Origin of the sequence: Paenibacillus sp. FSL K6-1566 (genome assembly GCF_038050475.1) — a bacterium.
GTDB lineage: Bacteria > Bacillota > Bacilli > Paenibacillales > Paenibacillaceae > Paenibacillus_AQ > Paenibacillus_AQ lactis.
The window spans coordinates 3,854,698-3,873,444 of record NZ_JBBOSR010000001.1 but is presented as its reverse complement, the minus strand read 5'-3'; the positions used below and the strand labels follow the sequence as shown (position 1 = coordinate 3,873,444).

Here is an 18,747-nt window from a genome sequence, read left to right as displayed (position 1 = left end):
GTATCGAATTAGCCATGACCTGTGTGCTATAAAGCTTCAGCCGCAATGTGGCAGGCCCTGTATAACAGCGTCTGCCATGTTTTTGTTTTCATAGAGACATCGATTCATGATGATAGGGAGCTTAAAACGTTAGGGATCATCTTACACCATGAAATTGATCCTCCAGAGCTATTGATAATAATTAACATATAAAGTAAATTTTGAATATAGAATCAACTTCCTATATATGTAAATAAAACAATAAACAGCAATTAAAAGGTTTGTTTGGATGTGGAAGATTTCATGAGATTTTCGTATCTTTGCAAAGGAGGTGATGCTGTTTTGCAAGGCAGGCTGTAAAGCTTAACGATCCATTATTGAGGAGGGATTAATGATGAGAGCGGGTTTATGCAGAATTCCGGACAAATCGAGAGTGATGCTATTGCCTTTAATGGTCGTCGTGTCTATGATCATGAGCTTTTTCCCCCTTGAGGTTTCTGCAGCAGATCGGGGTTCCTGGGCAGCCTATGTGTCTTATGCCGTAAACGACAACGTGACGTACGATGGGAAATCGTATAAAGCTATTCAATCTCATACTTCACTACCCGGATGGGAACCGCCCAATGTTCCTGCATTATGGCAGCATGTTCAAGGTGGCGGAGGAAATGATACTGCAGCTCCGACAGCACCTGCGAATGTAACTGTAAGATCAGTCACCTCTTCAAGCGTTACTTTATCCTGGCAAGCCTCTACGGACAATGTTGGCGTGACAGGATATGATGTCTACCAGGGCACAGCCCTTGCGGCTTCGGTTACCGGTACGAGCGCGACCATAGCGGGTCTTTCACCGAACACGACCTATTCATTTAAGGTCATAGCTAAGGATGCTGCCGGGAATCTTTCACCTGCCAGTGCGAGTGTGACTGCAACAACGGCAGAAGAGACAGGCGGAGGTCCCCAGCCGACCAAGCATATATTGACAGGGTACTGGCAGAATTTTGTCAATGGTGCCAGCAAATTGAAGGTGAGAGATATACCGGATCAATATGACATCATTGTGTTAGCGTTTGCTGAGATGGACCCTGTTAACCCTGGCGGTGTCGTTTTCAATGTAGATTCTGCGCTATCCGCAGCTCTGGGCGGGTATACCAATGCCGAGCTGATCGCGGATATTCAAACTAAACGAGCTCAAGGCAAGAAGGTCATCATATCCATTGGAGGGGAATTAGGGAACATTGATTTGAATACTGCCTCGCCGAATATAACGAACTTTGTGAACAGCATGTACGGGATCATCACGCAATTTGGACTTGATGGGATAGACATTGACCTGGAGCATGGCATGAATGTGCCTAACTTAACCACCGCGATTCGCCAACTGAAGCAAAAAGCAGGAAATGATTTTATTCTGACAATGGCTCCTCAAACGATAGACATGCAGAGTCCAAACACCTCCTATATGCAGCTTTATAACAATCTGAAGGATATCACAACCGTAATGAACGTCCAGTACTATAACTCTGGATGCATGTTAGGTCGTGACGGTAAATGCTACTCCCAGGGCACGGTTGATTTCCTTACGGCGCTGTCGGACTTAACGCTGCAGTGGGTATCACCTTCCCAATTGGGACTTGGAGTACCTGCTGCCTCTTCAGCAGCCGGAGGCGGATATGTTTCTCCAACGGTCGTGAATAATGCCCTGAATTGTCTAGCAACTGGAAACAACTGTGGAAGTTATAAGCCTGTGGCTAAATACCCTGATGTACGGGGAGCAATGACGTGGTCCATTAACTGGGATGCGACTACGAATTACGCGCTTGCTAAAACGGTGAGACCATTCTTAGACACACTGCCTTAATGTTCATGATATCGTGTAACTTTAGTAGATAGTTATCATAAAATAGAGAAACCTCTCTTTGATATGTGGTGAATCCACCCATCATTATCATAGAGAGGTTTTGTTTTATTTTAGATGGTCGAAAGGATCTGTCCTTGGATACCCATGTTGGAACCATATCCCGCACTCTATTAGGTTTTATCTCTTTGATTAGTTAAGGTGTATCCGATTCGGTCAGGCCGAAATCTAATGGGGACAAATCTTTTTCAAAGACCTAAATATAATGGGACTGTCACTCTGCTAGGTCATGTCTTACGACTTCAATCGCCATTGCTTGCAGTGGGCTGCTAAGTAAAATATGGGGGGCTGTGACGGTAACTCTCTCACCAATTTCTAAATCTTCGTATAAATCGGCATCTGTTATATGATAGTAAATCACATCATTTGGGTCATCATTATTTAAATAGTCTGATAACGAATGGTTGGAGGCATCATTCCTTGAGATATTCTGAACCACCACGATCATGGGAGTTTTATCTTGGTTGATTTGCTTATCAAAAATAAAATCACCGGTCTCCATCTTTACTTGATTGCAACCAGCCATAAAACTGCTAAGAAGCAATAGGGCAATAGCTGAATGTATTTTTCTCACTATAATTATTCTTCTCCTCATGTAATATTCCATGGGCTCTTCGTATGCTTCATGTTATTTTAAATGATACCATATTTTGTAAGGGATGATTATAGTGATTTCAGCGATTACCCAAATAGATTCAGGTCGTACGTGCATCCGATGTGGCAGGCTCGTCCACGGCTTTCAGTTTATCGTTCAGAATGCTGTCCTCAAGCACGCTGAACTTATCCCCGTATACCTTCGTTATATGCTTCTCTCCCCACGCGCAGAGCATATCCAGAATGCCGGTCAAGCTCTTGCCGTAATCACTCAGCTCATACTCCACTTTGGGCGGGACTTGATTATGAATAATGCGATTGATTACGCCATCGTCCTCCAGCTCCCGCAGCTGCTGTGTCAGCATTTTTTGCGTGATATTCGGCATGAGGCGCTTCAGCTCGCTGGTTCGTTTACGGCCATGGGTCAGGTGGCAAAGGATTACGCATTTCCACTTGCCTCCGATCACTTCCAATGTCGCTTCGACGGCAATATTGTATTTCTTCGCTTGCATATTCATCCTCCTATTGGATAGGCACTGAAAAGTAACTAGGGTACTGCGAAGTGCCTACATTACAAAAAAGTACGTTCTTCACATAAAATTCGATATGGATCATAATAGCATTTGCCAGCTGGATTACACCATACTCAATTTTTTTACAATATACAAGCAAGCGAATTGGATAGGGGGAATTTCAACACCATGATCATAGATAAAAAAAGAAGTTTCTTTGCGCTGCTGGCGCTTGCCGTCAGTGCCTTTGCGATCGGAACAACGGAGTTCATCAGCGTAGGGCTGCTGCCGTTGATCTCGGAGGATATGAATATATCCGTTACGACCGCCGGATTAACCGTATCGATGTACGCCTTGGGCGTCACCTTCGGTGCGCCCATCCTAACGTCGCTTACCTCGAGGATGTCCAGGAAGACCCTGCTGCTATGGATCATGATCATTTTTATTATCGGAAACAGCTTGGCGGCTGGCGCGGCTTCCATCGGCATTCTGCTTGCGGCTCGCGTGCTTTCGGCCTTTTCCCATGGGGTATTTATGTCGATCGGTTCGGTCATCGCCGCCAGCGTGGTGCCAGAGAACCGCAGAGCCTCCGCGATCTCCATTATGTTTACAGGACTTACCGTCGCTACGGTGACCGGTGTTCCGATCGGAACGTTTATCGGTCAGCAGTGGGGCTGGAGACTGGCTTTTGTCGCCATTGCTCTGGTCGGTGTCGCTGCTTTCATCGCGAACAGCATTCTGATCCCGTCGGACATGCCGAAAGGAGAGCGGACCTCATTCCGCGATCAGGCTAAGCTGCTGACCAATCGCCGTTTGCTGCTGATGCTCCTGATTACCGCGCTCGGTTACGGCGGCACCTTTGTTGTCTTTACTTATTTATCCCCACTGCTTCAGGATATAACAGGCTTCAAGGAAAATACGGTAGCCGTCATTCTGCTCGTTTACGGGATTGCCATAGCGCTAGGTAATATCATCGGCGGGAAAGCAGCAAATCGCAGTCCGCTCAAAGCACTGCTCTATATGTTCAGCGTTCAAGCGGTGGTGCTGTTCTCGCTTACGTTTACCGCGCCGTTTAAAGTTGCCGGATTCATTACGATTATTCTCATGGGATTTCTGGCTTTCATGAATGTTCCGGGGCTGCAGGTTTATGTTGTTGAGCTGGCTGAGCGGTTTGCGCCAAGCGCTGTGAATATGGCCTCGGCACTGAACATTGCGGCATTCAATGCAGGCATCGCCATCGGCTCCTTTTTGGGCGGCTTGATTACGAAATCGATGGGCTTGATTCACACGGCTTGGATTGGAGCGTTGATGGTATTCGCGGCGGTCGCGCTTACGGGATTGAGCTTGAAGCTGGCAAGAAAGGATTCGGAGAATCCGGATCGTCCATATACGAAAGCGGCTTGAATGGAAAATTTAGGATGAAGGGAGGTGATGTTTAAGCGTTTCATCGGAAATACTGCAACTAGGCTCCATTTCTTCACAAACATAAAACTTTCGGAGGTTCATCAACATGACAGCAAAACACTTACAAGATACAACCACTTTATATAATGGCGTCAGCATGCCTTGGTTTGGACTTGGCGTATTTAAAGTAGAGGAAGGACCGGAGCTGGTAAACGCCGTCCGCACGGCAATTCGGCATGGCTATCGCTCCATAGATACGGCCGCCATATACGGAAATGAAGAAGGGGTCGGACAGGGCATCCGCGAGGGCTTGGAAGCTGCCGGGATCAAGCGGGAGGATCTGTTTGTCACATCCAAAGTATGGAATGCCGATCTGGGGTATGAGTCCACCTTGAAGGCTTACGAGGAAAGTCTCCGGAAGCTGGGTCTTGAATACTTGGATTTATACCTTATACACTGGCCGGTTGAAGGGAAATATACAGAGGCGTGGAAGGCATTAGAAATGCTGTACAAGCAAGGGCGTGTCAAAGCTATTGGCGTCAGCAACTTCCAGATCCATCACCTCGAGCAGTTAATGAAGGAAACCGAAATCAAACCGATGGTGAACCAGGTGGAATATCATCCACGACTAACGCAAAAGGAACTGCAGGCGTACTGCCAGGAGAATGGAATTCAGCTTGAGGCTTGGTCTCCATTAATGCAGGGACAGCTCCTGGATCAGGAGGATCTTCTGCGCATTGCTGAAAAGTATCAAAAATCCATCGCGCAGATCATTCTTCGTTGGGATATCCAAAACGGTGTGGTCACGATTCCGAAATCGACCAAGGAACATCGGATTATCGAGAACGCAGACATCTTTGATTTTGAATTGTCCGCCGAGGATATGCAGCGCATTGACAGCCTGAACCAAAATCACAGAGTGGGACCGGATCCGGACAATTTTGATTTCTGAGAAATTTGTGTTTACGCAAGGATAGAAGTGTAATAAATATTGCGGCTCTCCTCAATCCTCGGGCGGTACGACGGGGAATCAGGAGGGTCCATTCCTACATAATGGAAGGAGAGAGCGTTAATGAATTTGGAGCTACAAGGAAAAGTCGCTCTGGTAACAGGCTCAACGTCCGGCATTGGCAAAGCGATAGCCATGTCGCTTGCAGCGGAGGGCGCATCCGTCATTATTAATGGTAGGCATGAGGATAAGGTAAAACAGACGATCCATGACATTCATGCCGTCCATCCCGATGCCGAGCTGCGTTATGTCGTGGCGGATCTCGGAACGGAGGAGGGCTGTCACCAGGTCAGGGAAGCTGCTCCTGTCATTGACATTCTGATCAACAATATGGGGATTTTTGAGCCCGCTGAATTTTTCGATATCCCCGATTCGGAGTGGTTCAGGTTCTTCGAGACGAATATCATGAGCGGCGTCCGGTTAACCCGGCATTATTTGAAGAACATGATCATTCGGAATGAAGGTCGAATTATTTTTATCGCTAGTGAAGCAGCCATCATGCCTTCCCAAGAGATGGCACATTACAGCGCAACCAAGACGATGCAGCTGTCCCTTTCCCGGAGCTTGGCCGAGCTGACGACAGGAACCCGCGTTACGGTCAATACCGTCATGCCCGGCTCTACGCTTACGGAAGGCGTGGAGACGATGCTGAAAACCCTCTATCCCAATGAAGAGCTCACCATCGAAGAAGCGGAGCGGCGGTTTATGAAGGAGAATCGGCCGACTTCCATTATTCAGCGGCTGATTCGTCCAGAGGAGATTGCCGATTTTGTCACGTATCTCAGCAGTCCTAAATCCTCCGCGATTAACGGCTCGGCTCTCCGCATCGACGGGGGCTTGGTACGGAGCGTATTCTAAGCAACCGGATGCATCGTAGGCGCTCCGTTAGGATCGGAATTTCTGCCTGAAGGATTTGGGTTTGATGCCTGTATAGCGAATAAAACACCGTATGAAATACGGAAATGAGCCGAATCCGGATTCTTCGGCAATCCGTCCGATCGGATCGTTGGTGTGGATCAGCAATCGCTTGGCTTGTTCGATCCGATGCCGTGTCAAATATTCCAAGGGCGTGCAGCCGAACGTTTTTTTCATGCAAATGGACAGGTAGTTCTGATGAAAATGCATGGCCTCGGCTAATCGACGGTAGCTCACCGGCTCTTTGTAATGCTGTCTAAGATAGTTTGCGGTTCGTTCCGCAATGGCATAATGAGGATGGTGATGCTGGATCCCTTCCTCTTCAGTTTGGAGCAGCAGGAGCAGTTCTTGGAGAAGCTGCTGCTGCTTCCAGCGTGCCGTGGATGAAGGCGATTGCTGGAGCGTCTGCAGCTGTTCAAGGATGAGGACGGCTTGTTCTTTGGAAGGCAGCTCTCCGTATTTGGGGATATAAAAAGAGAATGTTTCGATTTGGACATAAGTCTGATCCGATTGCGATAAGGCAAACGGGGTTCGTTCCTCCGCTTCCGTCCAAGATCCTAGCGTCTGAAAATGAAGCCAATAAAAATGCGTCTCCTCCTGGCAGGGCTGAAATGTCCGGTGTGCCGCATCCGGTCTTAAAATCAAGTAGCTGCCGGCCTTTACCCTGTAACATACACCATTATCCTCCAGAAACAACGCTCCTCGGGTGACCAGAATCAGATCAAACACTCCGATGTTAAACCGATCCGCGTGTTTGTCTCCCTCCTGATAGGTATCTTCACCACTACTAATATAATGGGGCAGCGGCGGTGCCGTGAATTGAATCATCATGTACGTCCAAGCCTCCTCCTCTTGCTAACTTCTCTCTAGGATAATCGTTAACGCCTTCCGGATACAAGAATCAAGCATGTTGCAATCGGATAAAAAGAGGTTGTTTCTGTGTATAGGGCACCGCTCGGGTGAGATGGTATAGTTCTACCAGAGTGCACTTACAAGACAGAAACAAGGAGCGTGGACGTTCATGCTGCACGAGACTGCTTTTAACAGCTTGCCACTGGGCGCGATTAAGCCGGGCGGCTGGCTGAAAGATCAGCTGGAGATCCAAGCCAGCGGGTTTACCGGATGCTTGGAAGAGCATTGGAAGGACGTCGGAGATGACAATGGATGGCTGGGCGGCCATGGAGAGAGCTGGGAGCGAGGCCCGTATTATGTCGATGGCTTGCTACCGCTCGCCTATTTGCTTGAGGACGAAGCCTTGATTGGCAAGGCCAATCGCTGGATCGAGTGGTCGCTTGCAAGCCAGCGGGAGAACGGTATGTTCGGTCCGGAGCGTATTACCTCCGTGAACCAGGATATCGATAAGGAGCAGGACTGGTGGCATTACATGATCATGCTGAAAGTGATGATGCAGCATGAAGAAGCAACAGGCGATGAACGGATCATCCCATTTCTGACAAAGTTCTTTACTTATGTCCATTCGGTTATCGAGGAACAGCCGCTGCGGGGCTGGGCCAAAGCAAGGGGAGCGGAGATGCTCCTGTGCATCGTGTGGTTATATAGACGTACGAAGCAGCCTGTTCTGTTAGAGCTAGCCGATATCGTTGCCGGACAAACCACGGACTGGAGCGATATTTTTCATGATTTTCCGTTCTGGCGAAAAGTGGAAGAGTGGGATTGGACAACCCATGTCGTGAATGTAGCGATGGGCATTAAAACGCCGGGCGTATTATTTGAGTTGAATGGCAGTCCGATGGAGCGGGAAAGCGTGCACCGGGGCATCGATTCCCTGATGACGTATCACGGTCAAGCGCATGGCATGTTCTCCGGAGATGAATGGTTATCCGGCACCCATCCGAGTCAAGGCGTAGAATTATGTGCCGTCGTCGAGTATATGTTCTCGATGGAGCAGCTGACGAGAATACTCGGGGAAGGGCGCTTCGGGGACATTTTGGAAAAGGTTGCTTTTAATGCGCTGCCTGCCGCCATCTCTCCGGATTGGACCTCGCATCAGTATGATCAGCAAGTCAACCAGATCATCTGCAATGTCGCTCCGCGGGCATGGAGCAACGGACCCGACGCCAACGTGTTCGGTCTGGAGCCGAACTTTGGATGCTGCACGGCCAACATGCATCAAGGCTGGCCTAAGCTGGCCGCGCATCTGTGGATGAAGGATCAGGAGGAGGGGCTCGTTGCCGTGTCCTATGCCCCGTGCACGGTTATGACGACAGTCGGCCGCCATGACGTTGCGGCTGTGATCGAGGTAACCGGCGAATATCCGTTCAAGGACCGCATTCGAATCCACATGTCGTTAGAACGGGCGGAATCGTTCCCTTTATCGCTGCGGATCCCCGCCTGGTGCGACGATCCCGTCATAACGCTGAATGGGCGCGAATTGCCATTCCAAGTAGAGTCCGGTTATGCAAGGATCGTACAACATTGGCAGAACGGTGACCGATTGGAACTTCACTTGCCCATGGAAGTCAGGTTGGTATCCCGAAATATGTACGCCACCAGCATCGAGCGAGGGCCGCTCGTGTATGTGCTGCCCGTCAAGGAAAATTGGCAGATGATCCGGCAGCGCGACATGTTTCACGATTGGGAGCTATACCCTGCATCCCCATGGAAATACGGCCTGCTAGCCGATACGCCGTTCGAGATAATCGAACAGGACATGGTTCGCCAGCCGTTCCAAGCACAGGATGCGCCTGTCAGGGTGAAGGTTAGGGGCCAGCTGATCCGGGATTGGAAAATGGAAGGCAACAACGCCGGCAACCCTCCGCTGCATCCAGATACGGACGGACAGCCCATTACGGAATTGGAGCTGGTTCCGTATGGAAGCGCCAGGCTTCGGATTGGGGAATTTCCATTAATCGGGGAGCGGAGAAGGGCTGATAAGCGTTAAAGCAAGCCGGATTGAACCATCGAAAAAACCGCGTTGATCGCGGTTTTTTTGTTGTACAGTTGCGTTCAAGCTTAAGATAAGTGCTTACGAAGCTCAGAAACACACATAATATGGAGTTATTGGAAAAGATGATAGCGTGCCTTGGGGTTACGGTTTATCCAACGATATAATGAATGAGACCAATACCGAAGCAGTCTATTCACGTATTTTCACGACCATCGAGTCGTTGCACAATGACGGAGGGGCATAATTTGCGAGAAATCAATTGGGTAGAGAAAAGCGAGGCGCTCGAATTATTGCTGCAGCATGAAACTACATTTCAAGTTATCCCGTTAGACTCCGGTCTGGAAGCAGAGGTGGCGAAGATCGTCACGTCAACGGCAGACTGCGTGCTAAAGGTATGGAATAGAGCTTCCAAGCCCGATGTTCAAATGCAATATCAAATATTGAATGCATTGCATTCGCATGGAAGAGCAGTATCGAAGCCTTTGGGCTGGGGGACAGACCGGGAAGGCACTCCAGTAATGCTGACCAGTTACGACGGAAGGCCTGTTCAAAATATCGATCAGCTTAAACTATTGAAACTAGCGAAGATATTAATGGATATACATAAGCTGCCCTTGGAAAGGCTGAACGGATTCAATCTGCCGAGGTATGACTTTATCTCTTATTTTTATCCACGAATTGAGGAGTTCCCTGATATTCAACAACCTCTGATGGAGCTTGTTCTGCGCGCGAGCATGGAACAAGAATATGTCATCCATGGCGATTATCACCTAGGCAATATTCTGGAGAATGAAAACGAGCTGACCGTTATTGATTGGACGAATGTCCAAATGGGCGATCCTCGATATGATATCGGATGGTCGATTATCTTAATGTGGATATATGTAAGAGAAAAGCGAGCTTCCTTCTACCGTGCTGCATTTTGTGCCGAGAACCGATTCGAAGCGGATGAGCTTGAGCTGTTTGAAGCGATAGCCTGTCTGCGCTGGATCTTGCTCAACAGAGTGGACCACCCACCAGTTAGAAACGACACGATCGCCAGGGTCAGGTCAATATTGAACAGCAACAAGTATTTGCATTCCTTGCTTATCGAAGTTTGATCCTAAAGTAGCACAACCGGTCCTCCACTAGTTGGTGGACGATTTGAGGAATCTTGCAGCAGTATACTGAGCCTTGTACCATCTTACATGGATGGTGTGGGGCTTGTTCGGGTTAATTGAGCAGTGGATAGGTTTGTGTTAGGGGACGGTTTAGAAGTGGGAGTGATGAGCTTGATTCAGTTTATTGCCTGGACAAGTCCCAAAAGGGGACATGTGCGGGCAAAAAGGAGCTCCAGAGGTGCAGCAAGTCCCCAAAAGAGATTTGTCGCGGGCAAAAAGGAATTACAGTGGCGGAGGAAGTCCCAAAAAGGGGACTTTTGCAGGCCCAAAGGAGCTCCCGAGGCTGAGCAAGATGACTTTTAAAAGATAGAGTTGACATGCGCCTAGTTTTTACTATAACCTGTGAATGTAATCGTTTACGTAATCGATTACATGAAATCACTTAGGGTTGAGGTGAGCCATACTTGGCAAGAGCGACCATTAAACAAGTAGCGGAGGAAGCAGAGGTATCCACGGCGACCGTTTCAAGGGTACTGAACAATACCGATTTTGTAAGCGATGAGATTAAAGAGCGAGTGATGGCGGCGGTGAACAAGTTGAATTATCGTCCAAGCGCCATCGCCCGCAGTCTGAAGCAGGACCGGACCTATATGATCGGGGTCGTCGTTCCCGATATTTCCAACCCTTATTTTATGGGAATCTCCAAAGGTATTGAGGATGTTGTAGGGAAAGAAGGCTTTCAGCTTATTTTCTGCAGCTCGGATGAGAATCCGGACAAGGAAAAGCGACTTCTTAAGCTTATGCAGGAAAAGCGCGTGGATGCCGTTGTACTGGCGACTTCAGGCGGAAATGATCCGGCGATCAAGCAGCTGGCAGATTCCCGGATGCCGATCATTCTCGTAGACCGCAAGCCGGACTCGCCGGAAGCGGGGTTGATGCTCGATCTGGTAGCCGAGGACAATACGGAAGGCGCTTCCCGCCTGACTCGGAAGCTGCTGGAGGATGGTCATAAGGCAATTGGAGTCGTAAACGGTCCGACGCGATCCAGCACGGGCAGGGAACGACTGGACGGTGTTCGGAAAGCGATGAAGGAATACGCCCTGAACGAGGAACCTATCGTGTATAATGGCGACTTTTCAACGGAAGATGGAATCCAGGCCGTACGGCATTTTTTGGATGCGGACCATCGTCCAACCGCGATCATATCCCTGAATAACCGTATGAGCCTTGGTGTTTTGCTTGAAATTGTACGCAGCGGTCTAAGGATTCCGTCCGACATGGCTGTAGCTTCTTTCGGTGAAGTAGAGGCCGGACCACTCCTTAAAGAATCGGGAATTTATTATCTGGAACAGCGTCCCTATGACATGGGAATCAAAGCCGGAGAAATTCTTCTGCGCCGCATTCGTGAAGAAGCGCCGCTGTTGAAGCCGGCATTTGAGATATATGGCACTGAAGTGAAACAGTTGAATTGATCCTATACTTTGGAGGAGATGGATATGAAGCAGTTATACACGATCGGCGTGGATTTCGGAACGGAATCGGGCAGGGCTCTGTTGGTTGATATTACGACCGGGCAGGAGGTTGCCACCCATGTGACGCCATACAAGCATGGAGTCATGGACGAGGTGCTGGTCCACTCGGGTCTGAAGCTGGAGCAGGACTGGGCGCTGCAGCATCCGGGCGATTATCTGGAGGTGCTTCGGCAATCTATCCCGCATGTGCTGTCGGAGGCAGATGTATCCCCGGATCAAGTCATCGGGATTGGCATCGACTTCACGGCATGCACGATGATGCCGCTGGATGCCGGGGGAACTCCGCTGTGCATGCTGGATGAGTGGAGGGACAATCCGCATAGCTGGGTAAAGCTGTGGAAGCATCATGCGGCGCAGGACGAAGCGAACCTGATCAATGAAACCGCTAAGCGGCGAGGGGAGAAATTTCTGTCACGCTACGGAGGGAAGCTGTCCTCGGAGTGGATGCTTGCAAAGTCTTTACAGATTTTGCATGAAGCTCCTGAGTTGTACGAGCAAGCTGTATTGTTCATGGAGGCTGCCGATTGGGTGGTCATGCAATTGACCGGTCAGCTCGCACGGAGCAGCTGTACCGCCGGCTATAAAGCCAATTGGCATAAACGGGAGGGGTATCCGTCCAAGGAATTCCTGCAGTCGCTTGATCCGAGGTTTGGAGACCTTGTGGAGACGAAGCTGAGAGGTCCGATCAAGCCGCTGGGTTCGAAAGCTGGCGGATTAACCGAATCGATGGCAGCCCTGACAGGGCTTCTGCCGGGTACCGCGGTAGCCGTAGCTAACATCGATGCCCATGCCATGGTGCCGGCGGTCAGTGTCGTCACCCCGGGCAAGCTGGTGCTCGCCATGGGAACCTCGACTTGTCATTTGATATTAAGCGACAAGGAAATGACAGGGGAAGGCATTTGCGGTGTCGTCGAGGATGGAATCATTCCAGGTTATTACGGGTATGAAGCAGGACAATCGGCGGTTGGCGATATCTTCGCCTGGTATGTGGATGAGGCGGTGCCAGAATATGTCCGGCGCAAGGCTGCGGAGGAGCGCCTTGGCATTCATGAGTGGCTTGAGAGGGAAGCGGCCCAATATGCCCCTGGTCAAACCGGCCTGCTGGCGATCGATTGGTGGAACGGTAGCCGCTCCGTGCTGATGGATGCTGATCTGAGCGGCGTCATCCTTGGATTGACCCTGCAGACCAAGCCTGCGGAAATATACCGGGCACTGTTAGAGGCTACCGCATTTGGAACGCGGGCGATCATCGAAGCCTTTACGGAAAGCGGCGTAGAAGTTCAGGAGCTTTACGCTTGCGGCGGATTGCCTCAGCGTAACCGGCTGCTGATGCAAATCTATGCCGATGTTACCGGCAAGGAAATCAAAGTTGCGGATACCGTTCAGACCGCTGCTTTTGGGGCAGCTATGTTCGGCGCCGTGGCGGCAGGCAAGGAACAGGGAGGCTTTGGGAGCATCGTAGAAGCTGCAGAAGCCATTGCCCGTGTTCGGGAAGAAACCTTTAAGCCGATTGAGGCTAATGTGCGCGTGTATGATCAATTGTACAAGGAATACAAACGACTTCATGATTATTTGGGAAGAGGCGAAAACGGGGTGCTGAAACGCTTAAAGTCATTAAAGAGCGGCCGGTAGCAACGTATCGGCAGCTTGGGCGATTGTGACAGCATCCGACGGAAAGGTATACATCGGCAGTACACCGAACGGGACGTTGTTTCAATATGATCCTGCTGAGGACACAATGCGGGCGATCGGCAAACCGGTACCTACCGATACCGTAATCTGGACGCTTGTAGCCGGGGAAGATGGCAAAGTATATGGAGGAACGGGATATTCCCAAACGCTGTTTGAATATGATCCCGCTTCCGACCAGACTCGAATTCTTAAATCCTTCAAGTCATCATCGAAAGAGTCGCATATCCGCAGCCTTGCTTACGATTCCGATCACCAAGCGATCTATGTGGGGGGCGCCGATGTCGCCAAGCTTTATAAATACGATCTCGCAAGCGGAACATCCACCGCGCTTCATCCGCCTGAGTTTAATGGCATGACCTCGGTTTATGACCTTCAGTATGCAGGGGGCAAATTATTCGTACGCGTGGATCCGGGACCCGTTATGTTCGTCTATGATCCTGATGCTGCCAGCTGGATCGTAAATAAAAATACGGCCTACAACGCCAGAGGATTCTCACCGTTAGCGCCTGACGGCAAAACGGTATTCTACACCTATTACGAGACCCTTCCGGGAGGCGCGCAGCAGTGGTCCCTTTATTCATACGACGTGAATACGGGAGCTTACGGCTCGCTGGGTGTGGATGTCAAAGGAGCAGGCGTCGCTTTTGGTTATGTACAGCTGGATCAGTCTAAATATCCGGGCTGGACCTTGGTCGGGTTGGCCGGAAATAGCGGCAGGGCATTTTATTACAATCTGGAAACCGGTATGATTGAGACGCCTGAGCTCCCGTTCCCGCCACAATTCGTAGAATTGTTTAACATCGGGAAGAGCATAGACGGGCAGATCTTGTCTGCCGGCTTCATCTCCGGCGGGGGCATGGGGATCTACTCGCCGACCCGCAACGAAACCAAACACTATCCTCAAATCGGCCAAGTCGAGGGATTCGGCTCTTTGAACGAAAAAATGTATTTTGGCGTTTATCCTAGAGCGACCATCTTTGAATACGATCCGGCCAAACCTTGGAACCGGACGGATCCTTCGGAACCGAATAACCCGCTGCGGCTTGGTCAGTTGGGTTTGGAGCAAGACCGGCCTGTAGCAATGCTCGGGGTTGAGGAAGAAAACCTGCTATACATCGGTTCCTATCCAATTGCAGGCAAAACAGGCGGTGCTCTAACCGTGTACAACCCGGATACCGGGAAGTTTGATGTGAAACGGGACATCATTGCTGGCCATTCGATCAATTCGCTGCTTTACAAAAATGGAAAGCTCTTCATGGGCACAGGCGCCATGACCGGCGGAGAGGGAAAGCTTGCCATATACGATACAGCATCCGGCCGGGTAGAACTGGAACAGGTGCCTGTTCCGGGGAAAAAAGCAGTAACGTCTTTGATATGGGGGCCGGACGGTAACGTTTGGGGAATGGCATTAGGGGCTCTGTTCATTTATGATCCGGAGCGCCGAGAAGTTATTTACAGCAACGACCTGTTTCCAGCCGCAGATTATACGCACAGCAATCCTCGCTTGACCGTTGGAACCGACGGCAACGTGTATGGGACTATTTTCACGCGATATGTTGCCGACCGTACGTACACGAGCAAGCTCTTCAAAATCGATGCAGCAAGCAAAGCACTTTCCATCTTGTTGGAAAGCAATGCGGAAAAGCTGGCACAGGACGACTTTGGCAACTTGTATTTCAAATACGGCAGCGAGCTGATGAAGTACAGCGACCCTAATTTAGTCGTACAACTAGATAAAGTACAGCTTGATGCCGAATCGCTCCAGCTTCACCCGGGAGATGAAGTCCGTTATTCTTACGAAGTCTTCCTTGAGAGAGGAAGAAAGACTAAGGAGTTATCCGGTGCTCACATAGAGTATTTGAGCAGCCGAGCGGATAAGGCGGAGATCGATCCAAAAGGAAAGATTATTGCCAAGCAACCGGGGCAGGCCGAGTTGTCGATTCGAATTACATTAAACGGGGTAACCGTTGAATCTAATAAAATCAAGGTAAAAATAACCGGACCTTTTTAAAACTGTTCATGACAGATAGCAATATGAGGCCGTTGTCCTGGACAACGGCTCTTTGCTTTATTGTCCAGTGATCCCAGTGATCCATTAGACAGCGAACTTGAAGAATGGAATTACCAAATGAGTTGAAATTATGGAAGTTTTCGCGTCGGATGGGAGTTGTCCTTATTAGTTATAAAACGGTATTTTAGTCCCGGATGACAAGAGACAAAAGTTATTGGATTTAATGATTCTCGTTGTTGTAATTAGGTCAATGGATATAGGTGTGAGGTTGAAAAATAGAACGATTGTCTTGATTATCCTTCATCCAATATCCGAGTAATAACAGAAGAATACACAAGGATATAGGACAATTAATACCGATTCTATTAGGGTAATGGCGTAATTTGTGGAATTCTGCCGAGGGACAAAAAACGTGTGTATGTCTCTGCTCTTAATCGATTTTTATTAGTAAAAACGTATCCTGTCTTCTGTATAAAATAGCTTTAATACATAGTTAGGTGAAGTTGAGTGGAGCGGCGAACAGCAAAAATTTAGTAAAAATTAACTATCGCGACCTAGAGTTTTATGATGGTTACTTATATCATCTAAACCATTCTTGAAAGACAATATTGAACAAAAGACCTATCGATTTTCAATTGGAAACAAGATACAGTAAATGTAAATCGAATACATAATATAATCATGGTTTACAAATTAAATACTATTTTTGTACGACAATAGCAAACCCACCGAAAGGTGGCGACGCAAAGCTATAGGGGCTAATGCGGGACCTACTGCAACCGCAATGCCAGCCAGTTGCCGAATACAACGGGAAACCTCCGTTTTATTCATTATTTTGAATTGATGAAAGGGGTTTTTTTGACGTTCCAAAAAACAACGGCGGCTTCGCTATAACAAAAAAACTAGTCTGGTGTTGAAGGGGGACGCTATTTCATTACAGAATGCTAAGAGGATTTTTCAGTTCGTTAACAATCAGACATTAATGAATCGATAATCCGGGAGGTTGATGGTCATGGAACAAACGACAAGTGAAGTAACAATTGAGGAATTGCCAGGAGGGGGATGGACCAACGATGAAAGAAACCGGGTTAGTTTTTCCCTTGATTTTGCAACGACCCGAAAACTCCATGAACTGGCGTTCAATTTCGGAATAACTGTGGATATGGCACTTATGGCTTGTTATGCGATTCTGCTTGCCAAATATACCGGCGAGGATGATCCTGTAATCGGGTATCTGTTGGAAAGACAGATGTTTCCTATACGTTACTCTCCTACTGTACATAAGCCATTAGGTAAGTTTCTGTTAGAGGTCAAGCATACCACGATGCAAGCACTCGAAGATCGGAATATGCGAAAGAATCTGAACGGCAATCCGTTCATCAAAGCGGCCTTTACTTGGCAAAGTGCCAATACCACTCCTTATGAATCCGATCAGTTGGGGACGTTTGAGCTTGCTTTGACGGCTTTTAAGAAGGAATCTATCATGATGCACATTGAATATTCGGCCCGGTTGTACAGAAAAGAAACGATCGAGCAGATGGGCGGCCATTTGAGCCGAATTGTGCATGAAGTGTTTGATTTCCCCGAGAATGCGATTGCCGACATACGCATGATGTCGGAAGTAGAGGAGAGACAGATTCAGGCTTTCAGCAGAACTAAGACGGACTATCCTTCCGGCCAAACGGTCCATTACTTGTTTGAGGAGCAGGTGCGCTTAAACCCCGATCGCCCGGCGGTCATGACCGAGGAGCATCGGATGTCCTATCGGGAATTGAACGAACACGCGAATCAGCTTGCAAAAGCACTGCAGTATTACGGCGTTAGGCCGGAGAGCGTCGTTGGCATTATCGCGGACCGGTCTGTCAGCATGATTGTCGGGCTTACAGCCATATTGAAAGCGGGCGGCGCATATATGCTCATCGAAGCCGATTCTCCGCGTGAAAGAATCGAATATATGCTCGAGGACAGTCAGGCGGGATTTTTGCTGGCCCCTTCCAGTTGGAAGCCTGACATTGCATTTAAAGGAAAAGTAATTTATTGGGACAACGAGCAGCAAAACCTCGACAACTGTTCCCATACGATATCTGCTGTAACCTCGCAAAGTTTAGCGTATATCATCTATACTTCCGGATCAACGGGGACACCGACAGGGGTCATGATTGAACATCGCAACATCGTAAGCCTGGTCAAGAATACCGATTATTTCAACTTTTCCAAGGAGCATCGAATTTTGCAAACCGGTAAAATTGCATCCGATGCGTCGACCTTTGAAATTTGGGGATCCCTTTTGAACGGATCTACCTTGTATTTGATGAATGACACGGACTCATTTGACATTCACAAATTGAAGGAAACCATCATCGACCACTTTATTACGGCTTGGTTCCTGACTACGGCTCAGTTCCATAATCTGGCCGAACTGGATCCGGGCGTCTTTCGCACGGTAGACACCTTGCTAATCGGCGGAGAAGCGTTATCGCCGAAGTACGTAAATGCCGTAAGGAAGAGGTGCCCCGATCTGCGGATGATCAATATGTACGGTCCGACGGAAAACACGACGTTCTCCACTTATTTCCCGATCGAACGTGATTTCGAAACCGCCATTCCAATTGGCAGACCAATATGCAATTCCTCCGCTTATATTCTTGATAAACAGTTAAATCTTCAGCCGGTCGGAGTAGTGGGAGAGCTTTGGGTCGGAGGAGACGGTATCGCGCGGGGGTATGTGAACCGGCTGGAATTGACAGAAGCCAAGTTTGTGGAACATCCGCTCCTTGGGGAACGGTTATATCGAACGGGGGATTTGGCCATGTGGCTGCCGGATGGCAATATCGAAATGATCGGGCGAATCGACGATCAAGTGAAGATCCGAGGGTATCGAGTGGAACCGGGAGAAATCGAGACTCGGCTATTGGAACACAATGGAATCTCGAAAGCCGCGGTAGCCATCAAAGCCGACAGAAGTGGAAATCCGATAATATGCGCGTATTTTGTTGCGAAACAGGTGTTGTCCGAAACGGAAGTGATGGCGTATTTAGCCCGAAATTTACCTGAATATTTCCTGCCCTCTCTTGTAGTACAAGTGGAAAGCTTGCCGCTCACCCCTAACGGGAAAGTCGATAAAAAAGCTCTGCCGGACCCTGATTTTCTTCGTCCGATGCTCGTTAACTGACACG

General features: G+C 48.9%; 13 protein-coding genes and 1 riboswitch. Of the genes, 10 read left to right on the top strand and 3 right to left on the bottom strand.

Features of this window, described 5'->3' with window-relative positions:
* Window positions 1-370: 370 nt before the first annotated feature.
* The gene (locus tag NST08_RS16980) at window positions 371-1,837 is read left to right on the top strand and encodes a chitinase (RefSeq protein ID WP_341033164.1); all 1,467 of its coding nucleotides are present in this window, start codon (window positions 371-373) and stop codon (window positions 1,835-1,837) included.
* A 271-nt stretch (window positions 1,838-2,108) separates the two neighbouring features.
* Here NST08_RS16980 and NST08_RS16975 read toward each other — a convergent pair whose 3' ends face one another.
* Window positions 2,109-2,468 (bottom strand): DUF3221 domain-containing protein, encoded by a 360-nt coding sequence (locus NST08_RS16975; RefSeq protein ID WP_341033165.1) that lies wholly within the window; start codon window positions 2,466-2,468, stop codon window positions 2,109-2,111.
* A 121-nt stretch (window positions 2,469-2,589) separates the two neighbouring features.
* On the bottom strand, window positions 2,590-3,000 hold the full coding sequence (locus tag NST08_RS16970) for a winged helix-turn-helix transcriptional regulator (protein WP_007130258.1): 411 nt from the start codon (window positions 2,998-3,000) through the stop codon (window positions 2,590-2,592).
* Window positions 3,001-3,189: 189 nt separating this feature from the next.
* Between NST08_RS16970 and NST08_RS16965 the strand changes: the two genes are divergently transcribed.
* From NST08_RS16965 to NST08_RS16955, 3 genes are all read left to right on the top strand, one after another.
* Window positions 3,190-4,404, top strand: coding sequence for an MFS transporter (locus NST08_RS16965; RefSeq protein WP_007130257.1), 1,215 nt, complete (start codon window positions 3,190-3,192; stop codon window positions 4,402-4,404).
* Between the two features lie 106 nt (window positions 4,405-4,510).
* Window positions 4,511-5,356, top strand: coding sequence for an aldo/keto reductase (locus NST08_RS16960; protein WP_007130256.1), 846 nt, complete (start codon window positions 4,511-4,513; stop codon window positions 5,354-5,356).
* Between the two features lie 120 nt (window positions 5,357-5,476).
* Window positions 5,477-6,271 (top strand): SDR family NAD(P)-dependent oxidoreductase, encoded by a 795-nt coding sequence (locus tag NST08_RS16955; protein WP_007130255.1) that lies wholly within the window; start codon window positions 5,477-5,479, stop codon window positions 6,269-6,271.
* 27 nt (window positions 6,272-6,298) lie between these two features.
* On the opposite strand, the gene NST08_RS16950 is transcribed toward NST08_RS16955, so the two are convergent.
* Window positions 6,299-7,159, bottom strand: a complete 861-nt coding sequence (locus NST08_RS16950) for a helix-turn-helix transcriptional regulator (protein WP_007130254.1) — start codon at window positions 7,157-7,159, stop codon at window positions 6,299-6,301.
* A 190-nt stretch (window positions 7,160-7,349) separates the two neighbouring features.
* On the opposite strand from NST08_RS16950, the gene NST08_RS16945 reads away from it, so the two are divergent.
* The 6 genes from NST08_RS16945 (at window position 7,350) to NST08_RS16920 (ending at window position 18,743) form a co-directional block, all read left to right on the top strand.
* Window positions 7,350-9,230, top strand: coding sequence for a beta-L-arabinofuranosidase domain-containing protein (locus NST08_RS16945; RefSeq protein ID WP_007130253.1), 1,881 nt, complete (start codon window positions 7,350-7,352; stop codon window positions 9,228-9,230).
* A gap of 251 nt (window positions 9,231-9,481) precedes the next feature.
* On the top strand, window positions 9,482-10,336 hold the full coding sequence (locus tag NST08_RS16940; RefSeq protein ID WP_341342035.1) for an aminoglycoside phosphotransferase family protein: 855 nt from the start codon (window positions 9,482-9,484) through the stop codon (window positions 10,334-10,336).
* A 464-nt stretch (window positions 10,337-10,800) separates the two neighbouring features.
* Window positions 10,801-11,808 carry a LacI family DNA-binding transcriptional regulator gene (locus NST08_RS16935; RefSeq protein ID WP_007130251.1) on the top strand — a complete coding sequence of 336 codons (1,008 nt, stop codon included), beginning with the start codon at window positions 10,801-10,803 and terminating at the stop codon, window positions 11,806-11,808.
* A gap of 24 nt (window positions 11,809-11,832) precedes the next feature.
* Window positions 11,833-13,500 carry a ribulokinase gene (locus tag NST08_RS16930; RefSeq protein ID WP_341342034.1) on the top strand — a complete coding sequence of 556 codons (1,668 nt, stop codon included), beginning with the start codon at window positions 11,833-11,835 and terminating at the stop codon, window positions 13,498-13,500.
* Between the two features lie 25 nt (window positions 13,501-13,525).
* Window positions 13,526-15,571 carry a hypothetical protein gene (locus tag NST08_RS16925; RefSeq protein ID WP_341342033.1) on the top strand — a complete coding sequence of 682 codons (2,046 nt, stop codon included), beginning with the start codon at window positions 13,526-13,528 and terminating at the stop codon, window positions 15,569-15,571.
* A gap of 708 nt (window positions 15,572-16,279) precedes the next feature.
* Window positions 16,280-16,374, top strand: a riboswitch (cyclic di-GMP riboswitch).
* A gap of 209 nt (window positions 16,375-16,583) precedes the next feature.
* Window positions 16,584-18,743, top strand: a complete 2,160-nt coding sequence (locus NST08_RS16920) for a non-ribosomal peptide synthetase (RefSeq protein ID WP_341342032.1) — start codon at window positions 16,584-16,586, stop codon at window positions 18,741-18,743.
* Window positions 18,744-18,747 lie beyond the last annotated feature (4 nt).